Consider the following 24,504-nt stretch of genomic DNA (forward strand, 5'->3'; position numbering starts at 1 on the left):
ACCGACAGGTTTACGCGACCTGCAGAACCGGCCTGCGCAGCAACTGCAGCGCGTGCTCGTGAGCGGCAGCAGCGATGGCGCTCTCGCGGGCGCTGTCGGGACCACCCTGGGCCGCGATGTGCTCGTGCAACTTGGACTTGGCCTCGTACCAGGCAGCAATCGTCTCGACACTGGCGTCGGCGCTCGGACGACCGATCGACAGGGCGGTCATTTCGATCAACACGTTCATTTCGATCCTCCTCGTCTCGGGCGCCGGCTGCTTGATTGTTCGGCTACTGGGAACTACATCGCCGGTTCTGCCTCTATTGATACGTCGAATCACCGACACGTTTTTCGACACCCCGCGCAGACGAATGTGGCATCGGTCCCGCATAGCGGTGCCGATGCCACATTCGCTCCTCGATAGCTGCCTACGCGGGCGTGTAGGTCAGGATCACAACACCCGATCCGAGGACCTTCGTGTCTGCCAACTGCAACCGCGCCTCGGCTGACGGCCGGAACAGGATGTCCTCGGATGCACCCTTCCCCCAGAACAGTGGATGGATCCACAGGTGAATTTCGTCGAGCAGATTGTGCTCGAGCAGTAGCCGTGCGACCGGACCGTGGCCGTACATCACGATGTCGCCGTCGGTTTCTTCCTTCAGCGCGGCAACTTCACCGGCCACATCGGACCCGAGCACCGTCGTGTTGTTCCAGGTCGGATCCTTCAACGTCGTCGAGGCGACGTACTTCTTCATGCTGTTGAACTTGTCCGAGAATTCGTCTCCGCTGCGCTGCGTCCACGCCTCGGCGAAGCCGTCGTAGGTCCGTCGGCCCATCAGCATGGCGTCGCTGCGCCGCAGCAACCCCGCTGCGAACTCCATGGCGCTCGGATCGAAGTAGTCGAAGGACCACAGTTGCGGATCTTCCATAACTCCGTCGAGGGTCACGTACGTCGATTCGATGATCTTTCCCATTGTCTTACCCTTCTGTTGTTGGATACTGCTGAATTCGGATGAGCCCGAGTGTCGAGATATCAAGTCGGACAGGGTTGCTCGGCGCGGGCGTCACGGAGTGCGTGTGCCCACCAGATCAGTTGGTCGACGGTTGTGCGTACAACTTCGTCGAGATTGGATGGCGCGGTCCGCGCTTTCGGCCAACTTCCGTCGGCGGCGAACTGCTCCCAATAGCAAGGCAGGCTGACGCTGTTGCGGATGGTGACGGCGTTGAGTTCGCTGAACACTTCCCGCAATTGCGAGGCGGCATGCAAGCCTCCTGATTCCCTACCGTAGGAGACGAAGGTGACCGGCTTGCCTGCCCATTCGTCGTAGAACCAGTCGATTGCGACCTTGAGCGCTGCGGGAAAACTGCGGTTGTACTCCGGTGTGACGATCACAAACGCATCCGCTGCGGCGAGGCGCGGTGCCAGTGCCGCTACCTGCGGCGGGCGAACTTCGTCGTCACGCATCGTGGCCGGTAGGTCGGTCTCGGCAAGATCGATCGGGTCGAGGGACAGTTCGGTCCGGCGGCGTGCCTGCTTGGTGAACCACGCTGCTGCGGTGGGCCCGAACCGTCCGCTGCGGGTGCTTGCGATGATGACCGCGACCCGAAGCGGACCGTCGGTGCGCATCACTTGCCGCCGGCGTCGAGGAACGATCCGATGATGGGAAGCAGAACCGCGGGCTGCTGCACGAGGGTGATGTGCGACGTACCGGGGATGACGGCCAGTTGCGACTTCGGCAGACCCTGCGTGCCCTCGATACCACCGCCGAGCAGGCGGTACATCTCGGTGGTGTGTTCCGGGGTCACGATGTCGTTGTCGGCGGCGATGATCAGTGTCGGCGCCTGGATGCCCTTGATCTGCTCCGGCGTGTAGTTGATGGTGCTTTCGTCGGTCTCCTTCATCCGCTGCAAGGTCTTGTCGAACTGGTCCGGATGCGGTGCGATGGCAACGAATTCGTCCTTGAACGGTGTCCCGTCCATCATCTCCGACGTGATCTGGCCGACGCCTTCCGTCATTCCCGGCTGCATGCCCGACGTGTTGTACGAAACGGTCGCCAGGACAGCCTTGCGGACCTTCTCGGGATGGCTGACCTCGATTTCCAAAGCGATGCCGGCCCCGATGCTGTAGCCGAAGAAGTCGGCCTGCTCGACGCCGATCTGATCGAGGAGATCGAGGGTGTCGTCGGCCATCGTCGCGATGGTGACCGGTCGGTCGATGTCGGCGGTGTGGCCGTGAGCTTGCTGCTCGATGGAGATGACCTGACGACCCTCGGCGAGACCCGGAAGCAACTGGCCGAACGACGTTCCCGTTGCCGAAAGTCCACCGTGCAGCAGGACGAGCGGCGGCTGACCGTTGGCCTCGCCGTGCACCTCGTAGTACATGTTCAGGCCGTTCACCGATGCGTAGCGGCCGGGCTCGGCGGCGGTGTCGGCGCTCGAGTCGGTGTCGCTTCCGCATCCGGTGAGTGCAAGAGCTGCCACCGCGACTGTGGCTGCGACGGCGGTAAAGGTCTTCTTCATCGTGTTCTCCCTGGTGAGTGGCTTGTTCCTGCGTTGTGGATCACTCTGCTCGGGGCGGCTTACGCTTTGTTTACGGTCCGTTGTCGTCGGCATAGTTAGGCTTGCGCCGATGCGATTCGGAATCTTGGGACCTGTAGCGGCATGGACAGATGCCGGTGAGTCGGTTGTCGTCTCGGGCGTGAAGGTCCGCGCGTTGTTGGCGGATCTCCTTGTCCATGCAGGACGCCCGGTGTCGGCGGACCGGCTGATCGACGACATCTGGGGTGAAGCGCCGCCGGGCAACGCACCCGGCACGTTGTCCGCCAAGGCTTCCCAGCTACGACGCGCGCTGGAAGATGCCGAGCCGGGGGCGCGCACACTGGTGGTGTCGCCGCCGCCCGGCTATCGGCTCGACGTCGCGAAGGCCGATGTGGACGCGCTTCGCTTCGTGGAACTGACGACGGCTGCGCACGCGGCCGCCGACCCCGCACGAACAGCCGCGCTGCTGTCCGAAGCGTTGGACCTGTGGCGTGGTGCTGCCTTTGCCGACTTCGCCGACGAACCGTTCACGCAGGCGACGATCGCCAAGCTCGAAGAACAGCGACTGGTCGCATGTGAGGATCTGGCGCAGGCACGGCTGGCGCTCGGTCAGCACGCGCAGCTGGTCGGCGACCTCACCGACCTGGTGACGCGCAACCCGCTGCGGGAACGCCTGCGTGGTGCCCACATGCACGCGCTGTACGGGGCAGGCCGCCAGAGCGATGCCCTCGACAGCTTCGATCAGCATCGGAACGCTCTTGCCGACGAACTCGGACTCGATCCGGGTGCCGAACTCGTTGCGCTGCAGCGCGCGATCCTTGCTCAGGACCCTGCCCTGACTCCTACGGTCGCAGCTCCGGTGCGACACGTGCGACCGTCGAATCTGCCTGCGCCGCTTACCGATCTGATCGGCCGCGATGCGGCGCTCGCCGAGCTCGCCGACGCCCTCGACACCCAACGGTTGGTCACACTCACGGGTCCCGGTGGGGTCGGCAAGACTCGCCTTGCAATCGCCGCGGCTCACTCGAAGTCCCCCGCGGACGGTGCGTGGCTCATCGAGTTGGCCGGTTTCGAGCGCGTCTCGACGACCGACCTCGCCGATGTCGTTGCGCAGACCCTCGGGATTCGCGATGGGGGCGAGCAGACCGACCCGATCGCACGTCTCGGTGCAGCGCTGCACGATCAGAATGTGCTTGTCGTGCTGGACAATTGCGAGCACCTGATCGATGCGGCAGCCGATCTGGCGGACAGTCTGCTCAGCGCGGCCGCCGGGGTGCGCATCATCGCGACGAGCCGCGAACCACTCGGCTTGGTCGGTGAGTACGTCTTCGGCGTCGCGCCGCTCGAACGTGACAGTGCCGTAGCTCTTTTCGCGACGCGGGCGAGCGCGTCCGCACGTGATTTCACACTCGACGACGAGACGACCGGACCTGTGAACGTGTTGTGCGCGCGGTTGGACGGCATTCCGCTTGCACTGGAATTGGCAGCGACTCGCGTCCGGGCACTCGGCGTGCACGAGATGGTTGCGCGCCTCGACGATCGTTTTCGTCTGCTCGCAACCGGTTACCGCGGTGCCCCACCACGGCAACAGACGTTGACCGCGATGATCGACTGGAGTTGGGATCTGCTGGAGGCCGACGAGCAGGCGGTACTGCGCAGACTCGCCGTCCACGCCGACGGCGCAACCCTCGCTGCGGCCGAGATCGTATGCAGCGGAGTCGATGTCGATCGCGATGCCGTGCCCGATCTACTGGTCCGTCTGGTCGACCGCTCGCTCGTCACCGTCGTACACGGCGGCAGCGAACCACGCTATCGACTGCTGGAATCCATTGCCGCATATTGTGTTCCACGATTGCGTGATGCCGGCGAGGAGGTCGACACCCGAACGCGCCATCATGCGTACTACCTGGAGTTCGCCGAACAGGCCCGCCCGCATCTCTACAGCGCCGAGCAGAAACGCTGGTTGCGTCGACTCGACGCGGAGTCGGCGAACCTACGCGCGGCGTTCGACGATGCGGTGGCCTCCGGTGACGGTGTCAGCGCACTGCGTCTGACCGATGCGCTCGGGTGGTACTGGTTTCTGCGGGGACGTCTTGCAGAAGCACGGCGTTCGTTCGCGGCCGCCCTCGCCGCCGGCGTGGATGCGTCTCCCGAGCTGCGTGGCCAGGTGCTCACCTGGGACACCGGGTTCGGCTTCGTCTCCGGCGTTGGGACCGATCGGGACACATTGCGTGACAACGCTTTACAACTCATATCAGACCAGCACACCAAAGCACGTGCCCAGTGGTTTCTCGCCTACACCGCCCTGGACCTCGGCGATGTCGAGGCTGTCGAAGTGCTGTTGGATCAGGCGCTGCCAGCTTTCACGGCAGTCGACGACCGCTGGGGTATCGCAGCCGTGCACATCGTCAAGGCCAAGATCGCGCACCTCGGCAGCGATATCGACGCACTGCGTAGCAGCAGTGAGCTGAGCGCCGAGTTGTTCGCGGCGTCCGGTGATCGCTGGGGAAAGCTGCAAGCAACTGGGTGGCTCGGCGGTCATGCCGAACTCGTCGGCGACCTCGATCGGGCCACCGCCCTGCACAGCGACGGTTTACACATCGCCGAGGAGCTCGAGCTGTGGCCGGAGGTGTCGGGTCATCTGTCCTGGCTCGGCTGGATTGCCATGCAGCGCAGTGATTTCGGGCCAGCCATCGAGTACTGCGAGCAGGCGTTGAAGTTGGCTGCCGAACAGGGGTCGATAGCGGGCCAGGTGTTTGCCCTGATGGGTCTCGGCTTCTCGACCCGCAAGGCCGGAGATCTCGATCGCGCCGAGCAGACACTGCAATCGATCATCGACTTCAGTCCCCCAGATCCAGAAACCGGTCCACCGCTGTACCTTCCGAATATCCTCTGCGAACTCGGCTTCGTCGCGGAACTACGTGGTGACGCCGACACGGCATGGCGGTTCCACGCGGACGCCTACCGAATGTCGGTCGACTTCGCAGCGCCCCGCGATATCGCTTATTCGCTCGAAGGGCTTGCGGGCGCAGCATCGGTCGCGGCCGACTACACCGTCGCGGCCCACCTGCTCGGGGCGGCCGACGCTCATCGCGCGACGGTTGGCCTGCCGACGGCACCGACGGAGCAAGTCGACCTGGACCGCATCCTCGAGCGACTAACTCGTGCGCGGGACAGGTCGGAAATCGACACCCTGATCGAGGCCGGACGCATACTCGCGACAGATGAGCTTGCAGCGATCGTCGCCGCCGGCCACAACACTCGGGCCTCAACAGCCGAGCTGCGTCGATAGTCGGGAAGCATGTGGTCCAGCCGTCGGACCCCCGAGACACACCTACGCGGGTGCGCCGAGATCTAGACGACCTTCGCGGCGATCAGCAGGTCCCAGATCTCGCCCTGGTCGATGACCTCGACGCCGAGCTTCTCGGCTTTGGCCAGTTTGCTGTCGCCCACCCCTGCACCGGTGATGAGCAGGTCCGTGTTGGCCGAAACCGAGGAAGCTGCCGTCGCACCCGCCTGCTCACAGAGGCGTTGAAACGTTGGGCGAGCGACTTTTTCGCCGGACCGCGGGTCACTGATAGCGCCGGTGATCACCACAGTCTTGCCTTCCAGCGGTGCGCCTGCTGCAATGACCGGCGGTAGATCCTCTTCGCGTACGTCCAGGGACACGCCTGCCGCGCGCAGCTTTTCGAGTTCCGGGCGCAGGCGTGCCAGGTGTGCAACGAGGGAGGCGGCGACCTTCGCGCCGATGTCGTCCACTGCGACGAGCCGTTCCTGTCCCGCGTCGGCGATCTCTTCGAGAGAGCCGAATCCCGCTCGGGCCAGACGCGCGGCAGTGCCGTCGGACGCCATCGGAATTGCGAGGCCGATCAGGGCGCGCCGCAGGCCTACCTGACGGCTCGCATCGATCGAGTCGATCATGCGCTGGGCCGAGACCTCTCCCATGCGGTCGAACTCGAGCAAGCGTTCCTTCGTCAGTGTGTAGAAGTCCGAAGGGCTTTCGAGGATGCCCGCGTCGGCCAGGCGTTCGATCCACACCTGCCCTATCGCATCGATATCCGCTGCGGCGCGCGACGCCCAGTGGATGAGCCTGCGGACCGTCTGTGCGGGGCAGGCGACGTTGGTGCAGAACAGTTCTCGGCTGTTGCCCTGCTCGGTCACCGGCTGTTCGCACGAAGGGCACACGGTAGGCGGCTCGATATCACGCTCCTCACCCGTGCGTTTTGCGGCGTCGAGAACGCCTGCCACGAAAGGGATTACGTCGCCGGCGCGGCGTACCAGCACCGTGTCCCCGATTTTGATGTCTCGGGCGCGGATGACTTCTTGGTTGGCCAGCGTCGCCTTTGTGACAGTCGTACCACCAACGAACACCGGCTCCAGCCACGCAACCGGGACGATCTTGCCTGTCTTGCCGACGTCCCAGATCACCTCGCGCAGCAACGTGGTCTTCTCTTCGGCGGCGAACTTGAACGCCAACGCGCCACGCGGCGAACTCGACCGTGTCCCGGCCGCCGCATAGGCCTCCCGATCAGCCAACCGCAGCACCGCACCGTCGAGGTCGTAGTTCAGCGCGTTACGGCCCTGCTCGATCGCGGTGATCGCGGCCTGCGCCTGCTCGGCGTCGGTGCAGTGCTGCATCTGCGCACCCGCGATACCGAGAGCTTGCAGCCCCTCTTCCAGGTCGACTGCGGCAGCATCGGCCGAGGTATCCAAGTCGAAGCCGAAGAACTGCAAGCGTCGCTCGGCGACTGTCGCCGGGTCCTTCGCCCGCAGCGTGCCCGCCGCGGCGTTGCGCGGATTGATCAGCGGCTTGTCCGGATTCGCCTTGTTGTAAGTGGCGAAGGTCGACCGCAGCATCACCGCCTCGCCACGCACCTCCACCCGCCCAGCGATGTCGATCCGTTCGGGAACGCCGTCGACCAGGGCACGCACCAGCACGGTCACGTCGTCACCCGTCGTGCCATCACCACGGGTGACCGCACGCACGAGGCGCCCGTCCTCGAAAACCAGGGCCAAGGACAAACCGTCGAGCTTCGGCATGACCACCACCGACTGCCCGGGAAAGCGGTTGAAGAACGCCACAACCTGCTCGGGCTTGGTCGCCTTCTCCAGTGACAGCATCGGACGTGAATGCCGAACCGGAGAGTGCAGCTCTGCGGGCGCGCCGACCTGCTCCAGCGGATTCGGGTCTAGCGCGATGTTGGGGTGCGCTTCGAGAAGGCCACGTAGCTCGTCCTCGATCGCGTCGTACTCGGCGTCCGCGACCAGCGGCGAACCCTGGTAGTAGGCCTCACGCAGCGCCACGATGCGGTCCGCGAGCTCCTGAGCGTGTTCCCCTGTTTCCACAACACCGGACGTTACAGATGCCCACTGACAGCAATATTCGCCCAGTCCCCAGCACACCATGGGCCCGGCGCTTCACAGCAGAAGTCCCCGTCACGCAGTAGCGTTGGCCGTCATGCAGCTGCCTCGTGCGATCGCGAGCTTCAACAAGTACGTCACCAACCGTCTTCAGGGCCTCTGGGCGTGGCTGATCCCGCCGTGGGCGGTCGTGCATCACACGGGACGGTCCTCGGGCCGCGCGTTCAAGACGCCGATCATGGGCTTCAAGACACCGGAAGGTTTTGCGATCCCGATGCTCTACGGTCCGCAGAGCCAGTGGGTCAAGAACCTGCTCGCTGCCGGTGGCGGCGAGATCCAGCGGGGTGGCAAGCGCTACAGGCTCGTCGACCCGCGGGTCGTCCCTGCGGCGGAGATAACCGCGAAGGGCATCGCCGGCGTCTATACCCGGGCCGCGACCTCGACGCTCGTCACCACGCTTGGCGAGCGCGTGTAGTCGGTCATCCCGACGATCCAAAAACGGTGCCACCCCGGCGCTAGCCGAATCGAACTCAGCCATGCCCCGCATGGTGTGGCGCGCTCGACGCTGCCGTCTCCCCCGGCGCCACCACGACGAACTGCCCCATCAAACCCTGGTCCTCGTGTCGCAGCAGATGGCAATGAAACATGTACGGCATCGATGGGTCGGTGAAGTCGGTGAAGCGCATCAGTAGCCGTCGGGTCTCATTCGGCGCTATGTAGACCGTGTCCTTGCGTCCAGCCAGCGACGGATCATCGGTGTCGAGCACCTGGAACTGAACGTCATGGACGTGGAAGTTGTGGACCTGTCCGCTGCTGTTGTGCACTTCCCACACCTCGGTGGTTCCGACCGTGACGACCTCGTCGATTCTGTTCGTGTCCATCGACTTGTTGTTCAGCGACGTCGAACTCGTCAAATCGAACCGCCTGGTGACCGTCGGGTCACCGAGGTCCGGCAGGGTCGAAAGTATTTCGGGAACAACGGCATTGGACGCAAGCGTCGAGGCTGCCCGCAGTTGCAGGATGTCGAAGGAATCAGCACCGCCAGCGAATCGATCGTTCCAGAAGCCGGCACCGAGGTCGGGCGGTGTGCTGCGCAGGACCGTCGTCGTATCCGGTGACAGTGCGACCACGATCTCAGCCCGCGCGCCGGGTGAGAGCCGAAGGTTCTGCATCGCAACCGGTTTCGCAAGTAGGCCACCGTCGGTGCCGATCAGCTGGAAGTCCTGGTCGTCGGAAAATCCGAAGTTGTACACACGAGCGTTGGACGCGTTGAGCAGACGCAGCCGGACCCGCTCGGTCGTCACGTCCAGATAGGGTCCCGGCGTTCCGTTGACCATGATCTCGTCTCCGAGCACACCCGTGTCGTTGAAGATCGCCGACGAGGCGTCGAGGCTCTCGCCGTTGAACTTCTTGTCCTGCACGATCACCGGGATGTCGTCGACGCCATAGCGGTCCGGCAATGCGGGACCGTTCGCGTCGTCGATCAGGAACATCCCGGCGATACCGCGATAGACGTGGTCTGCTGTCTCGCCGTGCATGTGCGGGTGGTACCACAGCGTTGCCGCTGGCTGGTCCACGGTCCACTGCGGTGACCACGTCGTCCCTGGTTCGACGAGTTGGTGCGGTCCACCGTCCATCGCGGCAGGGAGATGCATTCCGTGCCAGTGCAGCGTGCTCGTGACGCCGAGACGGTTGCTGACATTCATGCGAACCTTCTCACCACGCTTCGCTCTGATCGTCGGCCCGAGGTAGGAGCCGTTGACACCCCACGTCTCGGTATCCGGTCCATGGCCGAGGTCGGAGGTTCCGCTCTGCATGTCCAGGTCGAAGCTGCGGACCCCGTCTGGTCCGACCGTCGACGCCGCGAGGGGCGGTAGCTGGAGCGGCTTCTCGAAGTCGACCCTCCCGACTGTGTCTACCCGCGCGATCGTCCAGGTGTACGCCGTGACGGCGACGGCTGCGGTGGCGAGTGTCATCGCGAGCACGATTGCAGCGACCAGCATGCGGATCCAGGTCGGTCGCTGTTTCGTCATGCATCCGAGCCTGGCGTCTTCGCCGTGCACATACATCCAGGCAGCGACCCATTTCGAGGTCAGGGAATACCCCGAGATGGTGTGACGGCGGGAAACGGATATTGCCGTTACACCGAGTTTCGGGTACCAATGGTATTTGAAATGGCGTTCGGGCACGGAGTCCGCCGCCAGAGACGAGGAGGTCTCCGCACTTATGACTGTGCACCCACAACACGACCCACAACACGACCCGGAATTCGACGCAGTGATAGTCGGCGCAGGGTTCGGTGGTATCGGCGCCGCGATCCAGTTGAACCGGCTCGGCCTCGACAATCTCGTCATCCTCGAGCGCGAAGACGACCTCGGTGGCACCTGGCACGTCAACCACTACCCCGGCTTGGCTGTCGACATCGCGTCGGTCACGTACTCGTACTCCTTCGAGCCGAATCCCTACTGGTCGCGGATGTTCGCGCCTGGTGCCGAGCTCAAGCGGTACGCCGAACACGTCGCTGACAAGTACAACCTGCGTCGCTACATGCGGTTCAACACGTCCGTCACCGGCTCACGCTGGGACGAAGACGAGCAGTACTGGGTCGTCAACGTCGAGGACGGTCCGTCGATCACGGCTCGGTACCTGCTTACGGCGACCGGCTTTCTGTCCCAGCCGAAGACGCCGGACATCGCGGGAATCGATACGTTCGAGGGCAAGGTCATTCATACGACGAAGTGGGACGACACCTACGACCTGACCGATCGGCGCGCGGCGATCATCGGCACCGGCGCGACGGCGGTCCAGCTCGTTCCGCGCGTGGCTGACAAGGTCCGCGAGCTGACTGTCTACCAGCGCACCCCGATCTGGCTGGTGCCGAAGGTCGACCTCCCGATTCCCGGTGTCGTGCAGCGACTGTTCGACAAGGCACCGGCTACTCAGAAAGTCGCCCGCGTCGTCAATTCGGGCGTTCTCGAGGCGATCATGGTCGCCGGCGTGCTGCACTATCGGCAGGCGAAGATCTTCAACAAGGGCGCCGAGTTGATCGCTCGCGCACAGCTACGGGCGCAGGTCCGCGACAAGAAGACCCGCGAGGAACTGACTCCGGACTACTCCTTCGGCTGCAAGCGCCCGTCGTTCTCCAACGAATATCTCTCAGCGTTCAACAAGGACCATGTCCGGCTGGAGACCACTTCGATCGATCACATCGAACCCAACGCAATCGTGACGACCGACGGCAACCGCACCGAGATCGACACGCTGATCTTGGCGACGGGCTTCAATCTGTGGGACGTGAATTTCCCGGCCATCGAGATCCTCGGCCGCGACGGACGCAACCTCGGAAAATGGTGGCGCGACAACCGTTTCCAGGCCTACGAGGGGATCAGCGTTCCGCATTTCCCGAACTTCATGACGCTTGCCAGCCCGTATTCCTACAGCGGACTGTCGTACTTCACGACGATCGAGTCGCAGATGAAGCACATGGACCGTTTGCTTTCCGAATCCAAACGACGCGGCGCAACGACTTTCGAGGTGAAGCAGGACGCAAACGACGAGTTCCTGGATCGCTGCACCGAGAAGCTCGACGACTCGGTCTTCTACAACGGCAACTGCCAGACCTCGCGTAGCTACTACTTCAACCAGCACGGTGAGGCAGCGATTCTGCGACCCACCTCCACCCTCAACGCCCTCCGCGAGGCGAGCCGCTTCCCATTGGAGGACTATACGTACGCCTGATCGACATCCACGATCCGACGGCCGAAGGTTTCCCGTGAAACCTTCGGCCGCTGTCGTGCCGGCTACAGGGCGAGGCCGAAGGTCCGCCACGCAACCTCGCGTCGCTTCGCCCGCGCAGATCCGGCGATCCCGAGAATCGGTCGGTCCCGCTCCCACAGCGACCGCGTCTCGGCATCGACGGCCGCCCAGTGGTCGCCGAGCTCGTCGATCAGCGTCGTGAATGCGCCGAACACCCCGCCGAGCGCGGCATGAGTCGACGCCGCTGCAGGTGAGGCGGCCGCAATCGCTTGGATGGCTGTGAGCAACACCAGAATTCGCTCCACCACCGATGCCGGCCAGTTCGATCGCCTGGCAACCTGGACGAGCATTCCACATCCGGCCGCGAGCACATGAAGGTCTTCGATCGTGCGAAACGGCTCGAGGTAGTTGACGTAGGCATCACCGGGGAGCAGATCGTCGGGTCTAATCATCACATCTGACAGCTCCAGCGATGCGTGCCCAATTTCCGGCGCGAACGGCATCGCGGGAAGGTCCGTAACCTGGGCGCCTGCTCGCCCGTTCTCGAACGTCACTGCCCGGAGACTGTTCCGCCCCGACGTGTCCTCGCCGACACCCGCGATGACGACCAGAATGTCAGCGCGTGTCCCGAGCGTCACAAAGGACTTGGTGCCGGAAAGGGACCAACGGTCGACGCCGTCCTGCCTCAACGCGGTCCGGATTGCCGCTGGATGACCTCCGCCCGCCTCGGTGGCGCACAGCGAGATCGTCTTGTCCTGAGCAACGTCGCGAAGCATCGTGTGCAGCGCTGCTTGATAACCGGAGAGAAATGCGTACCCGAGGCGGTCGGCGCCGAATCCAGCGGCGGCGGCCCTGTCGATCTGTCGCGGAAATCGATCCGCAAGCTCGAGTTGTCGCTGCCAGGAGTCGTCGACCGACGTTGTCGGTGCAGGTTCCGGTGACGTCGTCAGGACGTATTCGAGAAGCCTGTTCACGTGGCTGACCGTAGCGTGGACGGTCAGGTAGCAGACTACTCAGGACACCTGAGCAATTTGAGAGTAGAAATTGTGGGTTACCACTCGCTTACTACCCGCACGAATCGAGAAAGACATGGTCGTTCGCCTCGTCTGCGCAAGCTTCCTCGGCGCAGCAATGCTCACCCTCGCTTCACCCACGATCGCATCCGCTGCGCCGGAGCCCGATTACAAAAATTGCACCGAAGCTCGCGAGGCCGGCGTGACTCCCTTGCATCGAGGAGACCCGGGTTATGCCGCGCACCTCGACCGCGACGACGATGGCGTCGCCTGCGAATAGTCAGCCGAACAGAAAGCCCGCACTTGCCGGACCAGTAGAGACTCCTGGACCCACATCACGCATCCTTCGTACGGTCAGCGAGTTTCAGCCAGATCACTCCGACGATGACAACCGCGAGCCAGAAGCCTTTTGCGGCGGTGAGTGTTTCATCGAAGAAGACTGGTCCGAGTAGCGCGGCACCGACGGCGCCGATTCCTGCCCAAACTGCGTATCCGATCCCGACCTCGATCGACTTCAGGGCTACGCTGAGGGCGAAGAGGGTGAGCAGGAAGAAGACGATCGCCACGAGCGACCAGGTCAGCACGGTGAAGCCGCGGCTTCCCCCCACTGACAGGGCGTAGCCGACTTCGAAGACTCCGGCCAAGAGAAGAACGATCCAGGCTCGGGCTTCGCTGGTCCGTTCCGCAGTGCTGCTCACGCAACACCGCTGAGTTGGAGGCCGGCGACTCCTCCGATGACGATGGCGATGCCGATCGCTTTACGCCAGTCGAGTCGCTGGTTGAACAGCAGCGTGCCCAGCAGGACGATTCCGACACCGGCAATCGAAGTCCACATCGCGTAGCCGACACCGACATCGAAGGTGAGCAATGCGCGACTGAGGAAGTAGGTAGCGATGCCACCGCTTGCGAGGGTGGCAATCGTCCATCGTGGGTTCGTGAAGCCGGCTGCTTTTCCGGCCGATATCGCGACTGCGATCTCGAAGATGACTGCAATAGCCAGATATACCCAGTTCATTGTCACTCTCTCGGTTTCTAGTTGTACGTGCATACATATAAAGCGAGGCAGGAGTCGGCGTATCTCGCAGCTGTCGATGCCGCAACGCGTCAGGTGTCGTCGGGGCTGTCGAGGTCCGCTAGAGCTCGACCGATAGGCAGTGCGTCGAGCGCGGGGTACAACTCGTGCAATCGCTGCAGAGTCCGGTCGAGGTGATTTCGAAACGGTTCGCGCGCTTGCGCCACGAGAGCTTCGCCCTCGGCAGTGATGACCGCGTAGACACCGCGCCCATCCTCGGAACAGGTGTCACGACGGGTGAGCCCTCGCGTCTCGAGTCGAACCAACAGGCGAGTCACCGAACTCTGATTCAGGCCGATCCGGTGGGCAAGGTCGTTGATCCTCAGCTCTTTGTCCGGCATCGAATCGAGCTGACGCAAGGCGCGGTACTCGGTAAGGACGAGTCTGTGGTGATCCGTCAACCACTTCCCGAGGCTGGTATCGACCGAGGCTACGAACGACGCGAGTTGGACCCAGTCATCGAACAAGTCTCCGGCAGCTTCGCCGGACTCCGATCGATTCATGTACATACATATAAGCTAGCAGGAGGTCGACCAACAAGAGAGCCCGCCCCCAATCGGGAGCGGGCTACTTGCTGTTGCGAACTGTGGAGCCTAGGAGATTCGAACTCCTGACATCTGCCTTGCAAAGGCAGCGCTCTACCAACTGAGCTAAGGCCCCGAACGGGTCGATATTGACTTGTACTTACCGGCCCGAGTCGATCGGTCAGTGCTGCGTGGCTTCGTGCCAGACATCCGCACCGCTCTGCTTGGAACGCAGCTTGGTGAGTCCGAACAACACAGCCACCGTGACACCTAGGAGCAGAAGAAGTTTCATGTCTTCCACCCTAACTTCTCGTCTCGGTAGTGGGCCTAGGAGGACTTGAACCTCCGACCTCTTCGTTATCAGCGAAGCGCTCTAACCGCCTGAGCTATAGGCCCGTGAACCTCGGAACCCGGGTAAAAATCCCACCCTGGACCGAGGCACGAGATTACCGTACGGGACCGGCGATAACCAAAACGGCCGAGTTCCCCGTGACCGGAATCAACCCGGATCTAGTCCGGATCGGCCAGCGTGACCTCGATACCGCCGACCAGATCCGAGCATTGGTTGTAGATAAACGATCCGATCGTGGCCAACGCAGTGAAAAGCACCACATTGATCAGCCCGATACCCGCCGCGTAGCCGAAGATCTGGCCCGCACTGACAAGTCCGTCGGAGCTGGAATCGGACACGATATCGGTGAACGCGTTGTTGAGCCGATCCCAGACACCCATGCCAGCGAGCACGATGTAGAGCAGGCCGACCGCAACCATCCAGATGAAGAACAGCGCAACCGAGATGACCAGCGTGACCTTGAGTGTCGACCAGGGATCGATTCGGCGAAGCTGGACCGTCGCACGCAACGGTGTGCCGTCACCAACGGCGACCGCAGCACCCGCAGTCTGCAACGCCGGGGCACTCGCCTCCTGCGGAAGCGGATGACGCACCTCGGACAGGTCCGGCATGTCCTTGGCAAGCTCGGGCCGCGCGATGCTCCGGGTCGGACCGTCGATCGCGTCCGACTTCGCCTTAGCCGCTTCCTTGCGCTGCGACTTCGCTTCCTCGACCTGTTCGCGTCCCACCTGTGGAGCACCGACAGGCGGCCTACCGACAACCGGTGCCTCACCGGGACGGTTGAGGTTCGACTGCGGCTCACGCTGGGGAGCGCGCTGCCACGGCGGTGTCGACGAGTGGTTGTGCCCGTTCTGCACCTTTGCGGTCACAGCAGACGGATCGACGTTCTTGCCGTCTTGACGCTGTTCCGGAACCGGCCGACCGCCGCGGGTCGGCGGACCCTGATGTTGCGGCGGCTCGAAGTTCGCGGGCCGCACCTGCGTCGTGTCCGCGGGACGCGAGACCGGCTGGCCCGCATTCGGCTGCTGATTGTTCGGCTGCGGAACGAGTGGCTGACGTGTCGGCAACTTCGGTTGCTGACCCTGCTGATTCGAGCCTGAAGACACCGGCGGAGGCGTTGTCGTCCGCTGCTGATCGACGGCAGGCATCGCCTGAGTCGGCGGCTGCTGCTGCGGATTCGACGGAATCGGCCGCGGCAGCGGACGCGGCTGCAACGGCTGCCGTACCCGTTCGGTCACAGATTCAGGGGCAACACGATCCTGTGCCCCCCGCTGCGGCAGAGGTCCCGCAGCGGGACCGTTCACAGGCTCGGATCGGCGAGGCTCGCCGGGTCCGCGCGGATCGTCGGGATGGTCAGGAGTACTCACTTGGGCTCCTTGGCTCCGTCTGTGGCGGCCGGAACCTCGTCCGGCTCATCGGCGTTGCGGGCAATCGCGAGCAAGGTATCCCCTTCGCCGAGATTCATCAGTCGCACACCCTTGGTCTGTCGGCCTGCCTTGCGAACCTGCTTGGCAGCAGTGCGAATAACTCCGCCGCCCGAGGTTATCGCGTAGAGCTCGTCGTCGTCGTTCACGATAAGCGCTCCGACCAGAGTGCCACGCCGTTTGTCGTACTGAATCGTGAGGACGCCCTTGCCGCCACGACCCTGCACAGGGTAGTCGTCCATCGGCGTTCTCTTCGCGTAGCCGCCGTTGGTGGCGACGAGAAGATACATACCCTCCTGCACGACGTTGAGCGACAGCAACTGATCTTCGCCGTTGAAACGCATGCCCTGAACACCGGAGGTCGCGCGACCCATCGGACGTAGCGCCTCGTCGGTCGCGGAGAAGCGGATCGACTGACCCAACGCCGAGACAAGCAGCAGATCGTCGTCCGCAGAACACAGCGACGCTCCGACCAGTTCGTCTTCACCACGCAGATTCACCGCGACGATGCCGCCGCTGCGGTTGGAGTCGAAGTCGGTCAACTTCGACTTCTTCACCAGACCCGCGCGGGTGGCGAGGACCAAGTAGGGCGCGTCTTCATAGGTCTTGAGCTGAATGACCTGTGCGATGCGCTCGTCCGGCTGGAATGCGAGGAGGTTCGCGACATGCTGACCACGTGCGGTCCGGCTTGCCTCGGGCAGCTCGTAGGCCTTCGCCCGGTAGACCCGACCCTTCGTGGTGAAGAACAGAATCCAGTCGTGCGTGGAGCTGACGAAGAAGTGCTTGACGATGTCGTCCTGCTTGAGGCCGGCACCTTGCACACCCTTGCCGCCGCGCTTCTGCGAGCGGTAGAGGTCGGTCTTGGTCCGCTTCGCGTAGCCGGTTTCGGTGATCGTGACGACCACATCTTCGCGGGCGATCAGATCTTCGTCGGCGACGTCACCGTCTGCGGCGATGATCCGGGTCCGGCGGTCGTCGCCGTACTTCTCGACGATCTCGGCGAGCTCGTCGTGGACGATCTTCCGCTGCCGTTCCGGCCTGGCGAGAATGTCCTTGAGGTCGGTGATCTCGAGCTCGATCTCCGCCAACTGATCGACGATCTTCTGCCGCTCGAGAGCAGCAAGTCGACGCAACTGCATGTCGAGGATGGCGGTTGCCTGGATCTCGTCGACGTCGAGCAGTTCCATCAACCCGACGCGCGCAATCTCGGTGGTCTGCGACCGCCGGATCAACGCGATCACTTCGTCGAGCGCATCGAGCGCCTTGACGAGTCCGCGCAAGATATGTGCGCGTTCCTCGGCCTTACGGAGCAGGTACTTGGTCCGCCGGACGATCACTTCGAGCTGATGAGTGACGTACAGGCGGATCATCTGGTCGAGGCGGAGTGTGCGCGGCACACCGTCGACGATGGACAGCATGTTCACACCGAAGCTGGTTTGCAGCTGGGTGTGCTTGTAGAGGTTGTTCAGTACAACCTTTGCGACGGCGTCACGTTTGATCGTGACGACGATGCGCATGCCGGCACGGTCCGACGACTCGTCGTGAATGTCGGAGATTCCGGAGATCTTGCCGTCGCGGACCTGCTCGGCGATGGACGTGATCAGGTTGTCCGGGTTCACCTGGTACGGCAACTCGGTCATGACGATCGTGGTGCGACCCTTGGCGTCTTCTTCGATCTCGACGACACCACGCATCCGGACCGAACCGCGTCCCGTTGTGTAGGCGTCGTGAATGCCCTGGCCGCCGACGATCAAGCCGTAGGTCGGGAAGTCGGGACCCTTCACGTACTCCATGCAGGCTGCGAGCGTCGCTTCTTCGTCGGCCTCGTAGTTCTCGAGCGCCCAGTAGATCGCGTTGGCGAGTTCCGGCAGGTTGTGCGGCGGAATGTTCGTCGCCATACCGACCGCGATGCCGCCACTGCCGTTCATCAACAGGTTGGGGACGCGGCTGGGGAGAACCGTCGGCTCTTGCGTGCGGCCATCGTAGTTGGGAACGAAATCGACTGTCTCATGGTCGATTTCGCGCAACATCTCCATCGCAAGCGGAGTGAGGCGGCACTCTGTGTAGCGCATCGCGGCAGCCCCGTCGTTGCCGCGGGAACCGAAGTTGCCCTGACCGTCGACCAGCGGGTACCGCAGCGACCACGGCTGCGCCATACGGACCAACGTGTCGTAGATCGACGCATCGCCGTGGGGGTGATAGTTACCCATCGTCTCGGCGACGGGTCGGGCCGACTTCACATAGCCGCGATCGGGGCGGTAACCGTTGTCGTACATCGCGTAGAGCACACGACGGTGAACCGGCTTGAGACCGTCACGCACGTCGGGCAGTGCACGCCCGACGATGACGCTCATGGCGTAGTCGATGTAGCTGTTCTGCATCTCCTGCTGGATGTCGACAGGTTCGATGCGGTCCCCGGCGCCGCCTGACGGCGGCAACGTGGTGTCGGTCATGTGCTCACTTTCGGTAGAAGAAGGCCGCTACTCGCAGGTGCCTAGACGTCGAGGAAACGAACGTCCTTGGCATTTCGGGTGATGAAACTGCGGCGGGCTTCGACGTCCTCGCCCATCAGGATGGAAAACAATTCGTCCGCAGAAGCGGCGTCGTCGAGGGTGACCAAGCGCAGAACGCGAACCGAGGGATCCATCGTGGTTTCCCACAGCTCTTTCGCGTTCATCTCGCCGAGGCCCTTGTAGCGCTGCACGCCGTCGTCCTTGTTGATCTTCTTGCCTGCCTCGAGGCCTGCCTTCATCAGACCGTCACGCTCGCGGTCGGAGTAGGCGAACTCGGGGTCGCTCCGCTGCCACTTCAGCTTGTACAGCGGCGGCTGCGCGAGATAGACGTGACCGTGCTCGACCAGCGGCCGCATGAAGCGGAAAAGCAGCGTGAGCAGCAGCGTTGCGATGTGCTGGCCGTCGACATCGGCGTCGGCCATCAGGACGATCTTGTGATAGCGCAGTTTCGCGATATCGAACTCGTCGTGGATGCCGGTACCGAAGGCGGTAATGATCGACTGGACCTCGTTGTTCTTGAGGACGCGGTCGATACGTGCCTTCTCGACGTTGATGATCTTTCCGCGCAGCGGCAGGATCGCCTGATACATCGAGTCGCGACCCGACTTGGCGGAACCGCCGGCGGAGTCGCCCTCCACGATGTAGATCTCGGACTTGCTCGGATCGTTGGAACGGCAGTCGGCGAGCTTGCCAGGCAGACCACCGAGGTCGGTCGCGCTCTTACGGCGAACGAGTTCGCGTGCTTTCCGAGCAGCCATCCGTGCCTGTGCCGACGAGACCGCTTTGTTCACGATCGTCTTGGCATCGGCGGGATTGGACTCGAACCAGTGCGCGATGTGTTCGTTGCACGACTTCTGTACGAACGACTTGACCTCGGTGTTGCCGAGCTTGGTCTTCGTCTGACCCTCGAACTGCGGCTCGCCGACCCGGACGCTCACGATCGCAGCGAGACCCTCGCGGATGTCGTCACCGGTGAGGTTGGTCTCCTTCTCCTTCAGCAGCTTCTTGTCGCGCGCGTACTTGTTGACGACATTGGTCAGCGCAGCGCGGAAGCCCTCTTCGTGAGTGCCACCCTCATGGGTGTTGATCGTGTTGGCGAATGTGTGGACCGATTCCGAGTAACCGGAATTCCACTGCATCGCCAGTTCGAGTTCGTGACCGATGCCCTTGGCGGTGAAGCCGACCACCGAGTTGTGGATCGGTGACTTGGACCGGTTGATGTGCTTGACGTAGTCCTCGAGGCCACCCGGATAGTGGTAGGTGCGCGTCTTCACCTTGTGCACAGGTGCTGCTGCGACCTTTTCTTCCTCGTCGTGCGACTTCGGCGCATCGGCGGTATCACTGACGTGCTCTTCGACGACATCGTCATCGGCGACCCGCTCGTCGGTGAAGGTGATGGTCAGGCCCTTGTTCAGGAACGCCATCTCCTGCAGGCGGCGCGAGACCGTCTCGAAGTTGTACGTGGTGGTTTCGAAGATGTCCGGGTCGGCCCAGAACCGGGTCGTCGTTCCGGTCTTACGTGTGGGTGCGCCCTTGACGAGGGTGCCAGGCTTCGCGTCCTTGTACTCCTGCGTCCAGTGAAAACCGTCGCGATCGATTTCGACCTCGAGCCGCTTCGACAGCGCGTTCACCACCGAAATGCCGACGCCGTGCAGACCACCGGATACCGCGTAGGAATCGGAGTCGAACTTGCCGCCTGCGTGCAGCTGGGTCATGACGACCTCGATCGTCGGCACACCCGAGGAGTGCATTGCGACCGGAATACCACGACCGTCGTCGATGACCTGGACGCCACCGTCGGCGAGCAAGGTGACCTCGACCTTGGTCGCGTGACCCGCCATGGCCTCGTCGACCGAGTTGTCGACGACCTCCCAGATCAGATGATGGAGGCCACGTTCACCGGTCGAACCGATGTACATACCTGGCCGTTTACGAACCGCCTCGAGGCCTTCGAGAACGGTGATGGAAGAAGCACCGTAATCCTTCGCCGTGGACTCTGATTTGCCCTTGCTCGAACTTTGCGCAGCCACGGGTCGGTAGCACTCCTTCTTCCAAGATTCCGACGCACCGCTCCCCCAGAGCCTTTCGAGGCGAACTTTCACAGGGAAAGCGCCGCCCGATCGGCGTTGTCGAACGTGCGTCGGCGATATCGCCGCCAGTTACTCCTACATCTTACTGGTACGCGCAGGCTACAGTGCGCCTATGACACCCCTGAGACCGTCGAGAATCGATTAACTCGACAATTCTTGGGTGAAACCCTACGGCGTAACCCTCGATGACCGTTTTGTGGCGAGACTGTCCACAAACCCGGTTGTGAACTCCGCGAGCGTTTCGGCATGCGATATCGGCGACCAGTGCCCGGAATCGATCTCGCGCCGAACGAGGATGCCGGTGATCGATTCGACGTCTTCGTAGACCAGCGGACGCACCGCGCGATCGCCGGTACCGACGATCAACTGCACCGGAACGCTCACACGTCGGAGGTCCGGACTCCACAGCCGGCTCCGGATGTTGGCGCGATAGAGCTTCTGGTTGACGAGCATGTCGTTGCGCAGTGTCGGTGCAGTCGTGACAGACGTGGTGTCGAACCCGTCGAAGAGGCCGATAAAGGCTGGCCAGCGACCTGAAAGAAACTTCAAGGCAGGCTCCGACAGACCCGGAACCATAAACGCGAAGGTGTACGACGACGCCAACAGTTGCGTTCCGATCTTCGCGAGGTTGCTCGGCGTCGGATTCGACAGGCATTTACGGACGAGCTGACCGAGCAGATCCAGGTTCGGTCCGGAAACACAGGTGAACGAAGCAACCCTCTTGTCTGCGCCGGGGGTACTGACAACTTCCCAGCCGACGACGCCACCCCAGTCGTGCGCGAGAAGATGCACAGGCTTGCGCGGGCTGACCGCGTCGATCACGGCAAAAACATCGGTGGCGAGCTCTTCGATCCGAAAGTCGTCGACCTTGGTCGGGATCGTGCTTTCGCCTGCACCTCGATTGTCGAACGACACGACGCGATACTTCTCGAGCAGGTGCGGCGCGACGTGGTCCCACAGTTCGTGAGTATCCGGCCAGCCGTGCACGAGCAGGAGCGTTTCACCCTTCGGATTGCCCTGTTCGAACACAGCGATTTCGATGTTGCCGTTGGAGACGAAACGTCGCGTCACTTCCGTGGAAATCTTCGGTGCCATTGGCTGTTCTCCAAATCAATTGGTGCGTAACAGTTTTGGTATGTCTCAGAGATCGAGGACGAGTCGTCCACCGTCTGCTCGCGACACACAGATCAACATCTCGTTCTGTTTCTCTTCGGCAGTGAGCCGGTTTTCGCGATGTTCGGGCTGCCCGTGCAGCACCTTCACCCGGCACGTTCCACAGAAGCCTTGCTGGCAGGAATAGCCGACAGTCGGCATCTGCCTGCGGATCACAGCCAGTGCGGTTTCGTCCGCGGGCACCTCGAGTACCTCGCCGCTACTGACCAACTGCACTTCGAACGGCGTTCCACCTTCGACCGTAGGAGCCGAAAATCGCTCGTAATGCAATGCGGCCGAAGGGGTTTCATCGAACTCACGACGCACGGCATCGAGCATCGGCGTCGGTCCGCACATATAGACCGCGCCACCTTCCGGTGCCATCGACAGGAGCTCAGACGCGGTCGGTATGCCGTACTCGTCGTCGGGACGCACAAACACCCGGTAGGGATCCCACGACTCGATCTCGTCGAGGAACGGCATCGACTCGCGTGATCGACCGGAATAGACGAAACGCCAATCCATGCCAAGTTCCCGAGCTGTACGAACCATCGCAATGATCGGAGTGATTCCGATACCTCCCGCGATGAACAGCGCACTACCGGTCCCGATCAGGGGAAAACCGTTGCGCGGGCCGCGAACCGTGACCTGCGACCCGGCTTCGAGTTCGTGCATCTCGATCGATCCGCCACCACCATCGGCGATCCGCCGGACCGCGATCGTATAGACACTGCGGTCGGTCGGGTCGCCGCAGATGGAGTACTGCCGACGTTTACCGGACGGCAGGTGGAAATCGAGATGGCAGCCTGGTTGCCATGGCGGTACATCGCTGCCGTCGGCTTTTCCGAAACTCAACTGAACGACGTTCTCGTCGGACGCGACGACGACACGATCCCGCAGCACCAGTTGCATCGCCGAATTCGGATTGTGGCCTGCATCCGCGCGGTCGTAGTCGGTGCGTTCTATTCGGGCGATGTATACGCGCTCGATGAGCTTGCCCGCGACGGTGAAGACCCGATCGGCGCGTGGCTTGCCGCGGAGATCTGCCGGCGGCGCATCACTGACGCGATAGCGCTTCTTCGAGGGGCGGATCCTGGGGACGTTGTCGAGGAGGGTCATCAGCTCGCCGCTCGTGCGGCAGGTGAACTGGCCAGATATGCCACTGCCTGGGCAGTGGACCCTTCCTTGCTCGGGTGATAGCCGGGCAGAAAGTAGGTCGACATACGCAGCAGCAACGTGGCCGGGTTCGGCAGCACGCCGCGACGAGCAGCATGGAAGTAATCGGACCAGTGCGGTTTGCGCCGGTGCTTGCTCTGCGGTGCGAGCGCCGGATCGTTCGCCATCAGGAATCGCACACCACGAACCCACAGGTAGACGATCACCGGAATGACCAGAGCCTGCGTCCGCGCACGGCGGATGTAGCGCTTGTCGAAATACATCAGCACGTCGTAGGCGACGGCTCGATGCTCGACCTCTTCGGCTCCGTGCCAGCGCAGCAGATCGATCATCGTCGGATGCATGTCGGCGCGATCGAGTCCTTCGGCATTGAGGACCCAGTCACCGAGGAATGCGGTGATGTGTTCGATCGCGGCAATCAGCGCGAGGCGTTCGACCAGGTAGTTCTGCTCTTTGAGTCCCGTGATGGGACGCGGACCGAGCAGTTTGTCGAACAGCCAGTGCAGCTGGTCCGTGAACGGCGTGGGATCGATTCCATTGCTCGCCAGGTGATCGAGTACACCGGTGTGTGCGCCGGAATGCATCGACTCCTGTCCGATGAATCCGATGACGTCGTCGCGCAGTTTTTCGTCGTCGATGAAGGGCAGTGCCTCTTTGAACGTTGCGACGAACCAGTCTTCACCCTCGGGAAGCAGCAGGTGAAGCACGTTGATCGTGTGGGTCGCGACGGGGTCTCCCGGGATGTAGTGCATCGGCACATTCGCCCAGTCGAACGCGACCTGGCGTGGTTGCAGCACCAGATTTTCGGGTTCCACAACGTGAAGTGTCTCCGTTGACATTTCTACTACTCCCTAGACAATCAGTGAAAACTAAATGTAACAGGGAGTAGCGCTTACTGCTAGTGGCCGACAAACCGCTGGTCAACCGCATCTTGCGGCTCAGCCGTAGGTATCGCGGGGACCTCGACCCTTCACGTGACGCTCACCTTTGCGCCAACTCGGCGCAACCGGTCCCGTGATCCGCAACGACGTCACCGACCCGTGCCCGACCGCGGCATTGATCTTCGCAAGGATCTGCCCCTGCATCATCCGGAGCTGCGTAGCCCACGCAGTCGACTCGGCAGCGATGCTGAGGACACCGTCCTTCAAGGTCGTCGGCTCCGCATGCGATGCAATGTCCTCCCCGACCACCTGCGGCCATCGACCGAACACGGTTCCCTCGGCAACCTTGCCCGACCAGCCGCGAGATTTTGCTATCGATCCGGTCAACGAGCCGAAAGCTTGGGGATCGCGATCGTCGGGTCCGGATCCGGACCAGCCCCGCTTTCGTCCAGGTCGGTATCGGCCCTGATCCGACTTCGGCGACGCCCGACCCTGGCCGACGGCCTTACCGCTCGCCCTCGCGGCGGCACGAGCATCCTCCAAGGCTCGGCGTGCAAGGTCGATACCGCGCAACTCCGGCTTGTCACCGGTCGGTTCGGCTGGTGTTCCAGCGTCGGAATCCGATCCCATTCCCACTCCTTAGGCGCTTCGCGCTCGTGAGTCCTTTTGG

General features: G+C 62.8%; 22 protein-coding genes and 2 tRNA genes. 4 read left to right on the top strand and 20 right to left on the bottom strand.

The window, feature by feature from the left end; translation table 11 throughout:
* Positions 1 to 10 precede the first annotated feature (10 nt).
* The 4 genes from JGU71_RS26965 to JGU71_RS26980 all read right to left on the bottom strand — a co-directional run bounded on the left by JGU71_RS26965 (position 11) and on the right by JGU71_RS26980 (position 2,502).
* Positions 11 to 229, bottom strand: a complete 219-nt coding sequence (locus tag JGU71_RS26965) for a hypothetical protein (RefSeq protein WP_199708156.1) — start codon at positions 227 to 229, stop codon at positions 11 to 13.
* 181 nt (positions 230 to 410) lie between these two features.
* A complete protein-coding gene (locus JGU71_RS26970; RefSeq protein WP_199708158.1) occupies positions 411 to 956 on the bottom strand; it encodes a dihydrofolate reductase family protein in 546 nt (181 codons plus the stop codon).
* A 59-nt stretch (positions 957 to 1,015) separates the two neighbouring features.
* A complete protein-coding gene (locus JGU71_RS26975) occupies positions 1,016 to 1,609 on the bottom strand; it encodes an NADPH-dependent FMN reductase (RefSeq protein WP_199708160.1) in 594 nt (197 codons plus the stop codon).
* Positions 1,609 to 2,502: an alpha/beta fold hydrolase gene (locus JGU71_RS26980; protein WP_199708162.1), complete on the bottom strand. Its 894-nt coding sequence runs from the start codon at positions 2,500 to 2,502 to the stop codon at positions 1,609 to 1,611. The genes JGU71_RS26975 and JGU71_RS26980 overlap by 1 nt, the downstream gene beginning before the upstream one ends.
* A gap of 109 nt (positions 2,503 to 2,611) precedes the next feature.
* Here JGU71_RS26980 and JGU71_RS26985 point away from each other — a divergent pair, with 109 nt between their 5' ends.
* Positions 2,612 to 5,812: an AfsR/SARP family transcriptional regulator gene (locus JGU71_RS26985; protein ID WP_199708164.1), complete on the top strand. Its 3,201-nt coding sequence runs from the start codon at positions 2,612 to 2,614 to the stop codon at positions 5,810 to 5,812.
* A 62-nt stretch (positions 5,813 to 5,874) separates the two neighbouring features.
* Here JGU71_RS26985 and ligA read toward each other — a convergent pair whose 3' ends face one another.
* On the bottom strand, positions 5,875 to 7,866 hold the full coding sequence (gene ligA / locus JGU71_RS26990; protein WP_199708166.1) for an NAD-dependent DNA ligase LigA: 1,992 nt from the start codon (positions 7,864 to 7,866) through the stop codon (positions 5,875 to 5,877).
* A 112-nt stretch (positions 7,867 to 7,978) separates the two neighbouring features.
* On the opposite strand from ligA, the gene JGU71_RS26995 reads away from it, so the two are divergent.
* Positions 7,979 to 8,356 (top strand): nitroreductase family deazaflavin-dependent oxidoreductase, encoded by a 378-nt coding sequence (locus JGU71_RS26995; protein ID WP_199708169.1) that lies wholly within the window; start codon positions 7,979 to 7,981, stop codon positions 8,354 to 8,356.
* Between the two features lie 55 nt (positions 8,357 to 8,411).
* Here JGU71_RS26995 and JGU71_RS27000 read toward each other — a convergent pair whose 3' ends face one another.
* Positions 8,412 to 9,914: a multicopper oxidase family protein gene (locus JGU71_RS27000; protein WP_372433238.1), complete on the bottom strand. Its 1,503-nt coding sequence runs from the start codon at positions 9,912 to 9,914 to the stop codon at positions 8,412 to 8,414.
* Positions 9,915 to 10,107: 193 nt separating this feature from the next.
* On the opposite strand from JGU71_RS27000, the gene JGU71_RS27005 reads away from it, so the two are divergent.
* Positions 10,108 to 11,619: a flavin-containing monooxygenase gene (locus JGU71_RS27005; protein ID WP_199708172.1), complete on the top strand. Its 1,512-nt coding sequence runs from the start codon at positions 10,108 to 10,110 to the stop codon at positions 11,617 to 11,619.
* A 62-nt stretch (positions 11,620 to 11,681) separates the two neighbouring features.
* Here the strand turns inward: JGU71_RS27005 and JGU71_RS27010 are convergent, their stop codons facing one another.
* Complete coding sequence (locus JGU71_RS27010) at positions 11,682 to 12,611, bottom strand: acyl-CoA dehydrogenase family protein (protein WP_199708175.1); 930 nt, start codon at positions 12,609 to 12,611, stop codon at positions 11,682 to 11,684.
* A gap of 115 nt (positions 12,612 to 12,726) precedes the next feature.
* Between JGU71_RS27010 and JGU71_RS27015 the strand changes: the two genes are divergently transcribed.
* The gene (locus tag JGU71_RS27015; RefSeq protein ID WP_199708178.1) at positions 12,727 to 12,930 is read left to right on the top strand and encodes an excalibur calcium-binding domain-containing protein; all 204 of its coding nucleotides are present in this window, start codon (positions 12,727 to 12,729) and stop codon (positions 12,928 to 12,930) included.
* 55 nt (positions 12,931 to 12,985) lie between these two features.
* On the opposite strand, the gene JGU71_RS27020 is transcribed toward JGU71_RS27015, so the two are convergent.
* The 13 genes from JGU71_RS27020 to JGU71_RS27075 all read right to left on the bottom strand — a co-directional run bounded on the left by JGU71_RS27020 (position 12,986) and on the right by JGU71_RS27075 (position 24,464).
* Positions 12,986 to 13,348, bottom strand: coding sequence for a DMT family transporter (locus JGU71_RS27020; protein WP_199708180.1), 363 nt, complete (start codon positions 13,346 to 13,348; stop codon positions 12,986 to 12,988).
* The gene (locus JGU71_RS27025; RefSeq protein ID WP_199708333.1) at positions 13,345 to 13,665 is read right to left on the bottom strand and encodes a DMT family transporter; all 321 of its coding nucleotides are present in this window, start codon (positions 13,663 to 13,665) and stop codon (positions 13,345 to 13,347) included. The genes JGU71_RS27020 and JGU71_RS27025 overlap by 4 nt, the downstream gene beginning before the upstream one ends.
* Positions 13,666 to 13,754: 89 nt before the next feature.
* Positions 13,755 to 14,231: a MarR family winged helix-turn-helix transcriptional regulator gene (locus tag JGU71_RS27030; RefSeq protein ID WP_199708183.1), complete on the bottom strand. Its 477-nt coding sequence runs from the start codon at positions 14,229 to 14,231 to the stop codon at positions 13,755 to 13,757.
* 78 nt (positions 14,232 to 14,309) lie between these two features.
* Positions 14,310 to 14,382, bottom strand: a tRNA-Ala gene (locus JGU71_RS27035).
* A 45-nt stretch (positions 14,383 to 14,427) separates the two neighbouring features.
* Positions 14,428 to 14,538 carry a DLW-39 family protein gene (locus JGU71_RS30075; RefSeq protein WP_233530165.1) on the bottom strand — a complete coding sequence of 37 codons (111 nt, stop codon included), beginning with the start codon at positions 14,536 to 14,538 and terminating at the stop codon, positions 14,428 to 14,430.
* Between the two features lie 30 nt (positions 14,539 to 14,568).
* A tRNA-Ile gene (locus tag JGU71_RS27040) sits at positions 14,569 to 14,642 on the bottom strand.
* Positions 14,643 to 14,756: 114 nt separating this feature from the next.
* Positions 14,757 to 15,965: a DUF3566 domain-containing protein gene (locus tag JGU71_RS27045; protein WP_307829916.1), complete on the bottom strand. Its 1,209-nt coding sequence runs from the start codon at positions 15,963 to 15,965 to the stop codon at positions 14,757 to 14,759.
* Entirely contained in the window at positions 15,962 to 18,475 is a 2,514-nt protein-coding gene (gene gyrA, locus JGU71_RS27050; protein WP_199708186.1) for a DNA gyrase subunit A, read from the bottom strand. Before gyrA ends, JGU71_RS27045 begins: the two co-directional genes overlap by 4 nt.
* A 41-nt stretch (positions 18,476 to 18,516) precedes the next feature.
* The gene (gyrB, locus tag JGU71_RS27055; RefSeq protein ID WP_199708189.1) at positions 18,517 to 20,565 is read right to left on the bottom strand and encodes a DNA topoisomerase (ATP-hydrolyzing) subunit B; all 2,049 of its coding nucleotides are present in this window, start codon (positions 20,563 to 20,565) and stop codon (positions 18,517 to 18,519) included.
* A gap of 228 nt (positions 20,566 to 20,793) precedes the next feature.
* Complete coding sequence (locus JGU71_RS27060; RefSeq protein ID WP_199708192.1) at positions 20,794 to 21,720, bottom strand: alpha/beta fold hydrolase; 927 nt, start codon at positions 21,718 to 21,720, stop codon at positions 20,794 to 20,796.
* Between the two features lie 45 nt (positions 21,721 to 21,765).
* Positions 21,766 to 22,896 (bottom strand): PDR/VanB family oxidoreductase, encoded by a 1,131-nt coding sequence (locus JGU71_RS27065; protein WP_199708195.1) that lies wholly within the window; start codon positions 22,894 to 22,896, stop codon positions 21,766 to 21,768.
* Positions 22,896 to 23,792, bottom strand: a complete 897-nt coding sequence (locus JGU71_RS27070) for a metal-dependent hydrolase (protein ID WP_199708199.1) — start codon at positions 23,790 to 23,792, stop codon at positions 22,896 to 22,898. Before JGU71_RS27070 ends, JGU71_RS27065 begins: the two co-directional genes overlap by 1 nt.
* A gap of 99 nt (positions 23,793 to 23,891) precedes the next feature.
* Positions 23,892 to 24,464, bottom strand: a complete 573-nt coding sequence (locus JGU71_RS27075; RefSeq protein ID WP_199708201.1) for a DUF721 family protein — start codon at positions 24,462 to 24,464, stop codon at positions 23,892 to 23,894.
* Between the last annotated feature and the right edge of the window lie 40 nt (positions 24,465 to 24,504).

It is taken from the genome of Antrihabitans stalagmiti (assembly GCF_016482825.1).
GTDB lineage: Bacteria > Actinomycetota > Actinomycetes > Mycobacteriales > Mycobacteriaceae > Antrihabitans > Antrihabitans stalagmiti.

Coding starts and splice junctions, on each gene's coding strand:
- gyrA (WP_199708186.1), bottom strand. CDS start 18,475: ATGACCGACACCACGTTGCCGCCGTCAGGCGGCGCCGGGGACCGCATC.
- JGU71_RS27065 (WP_199708195.1), bottom strand. CDS start 22,896: ATGACCCTCCTCGACAACGTCCCCAGGATCCGCCCCTCGAAGAAGCGC.
- JGU71_RS26980 (WP_199708162.1), bottom strand. CDS start 2,502: ATGAAGAAGACCTTTACCGCCGTCGCAGCCACAGTCGCGGTGGCAGCT.
- JGU71_RS30075 (WP_233530165.1), bottom strand. CDS start 14,538: ATGAAACTTCTTCTGCTCCTAGGTGTCACGGTGGCTGTGTTGTTCGGA.
- JGU71_RS27015 (WP_199708178.1), top strand. CDS start 12,727: ATGGTCGTTCGCCTCGTCTGCGCAAGCTTCCTCGGCGCAGCAATGCTC.
- JGU71_RS27060 (WP_199708192.1), bottom strand. CDS start 21,720: ATGGCACCGAAGATTTCCACGGAAGTGACGCGACGTTTCGTCTCCAAC.
- JGU71_RS27030 (WP_199708183.1), bottom strand. CDS start 14,231: ATGTACATGAATCGATCGGAGTCCGGCGAAGCTGCCGGAGACTTGTTC.
- JGU71_RS26995 (WP_199708169.1), top strand. CDS start 7,979: ATGCAGCTGCCTCGTGCGATCGCGAGCTTCAACAAGTACGTCACCAAC.
- JGU71_RS26970 (WP_199708158.1), bottom strand. CDS start 956: ATGGGAAAGATCATCGAATCGACGTACGTGACCCTCGACGGAGTTATG.
- JGU71_RS27000 (WP_372433238.1), bottom strand. CDS start 9,914: ATGACGAAACAGCGACCGACCTGGATCCGCATGCTGGTCGCTGCAATC.
- JGU71_RS26975 (WP_199708160.1), bottom strand. CDS start 1,609: ATGCGCACCGACGGTCCGCTTCGGGTCGCGGTCATCATCGCAAGCACC.
- JGU71_RS26965 (WP_199708156.1), bottom strand. CDS start 229: ATGAACGTGTTGATCGAAATGACCGCCCTGTCGATCGGTCGTCCGAGC.
- JGU71_RS27005 (WP_199708172.1), top strand. CDS start 10,108: ATGACTGTGCACCCACAACACGACCCACAACACGACCCGGAATTCGAC.
- JGU71_RS27070 (WP_199708199.1), bottom strand. CDS start 23,792: ATGTCAACGGAGACACTTCACGTTGTGGAACCCGAAAATCTGGTGCTG.
- JGU71_RS26985 (WP_199708164.1), top strand. CDS start 2,612: ATGCGATTCGGAATCTTGGGACCTGTAGCGGCATGGACAGATGCCGGT.
- JGU71_RS27075 (WP_199708201.1), bottom strand. CDS start 24,464: ATGGGATCGGATTCCGACGCTGGAACACCAGCCGAACCGACCGGTGAC.
- JGU71_RS27025 (WP_199708333.1), bottom strand. CDS start 13,665: ATGAACTGGGTATATCTGGCTATTGCAGTCATCTTCGAGATCGCAGTC.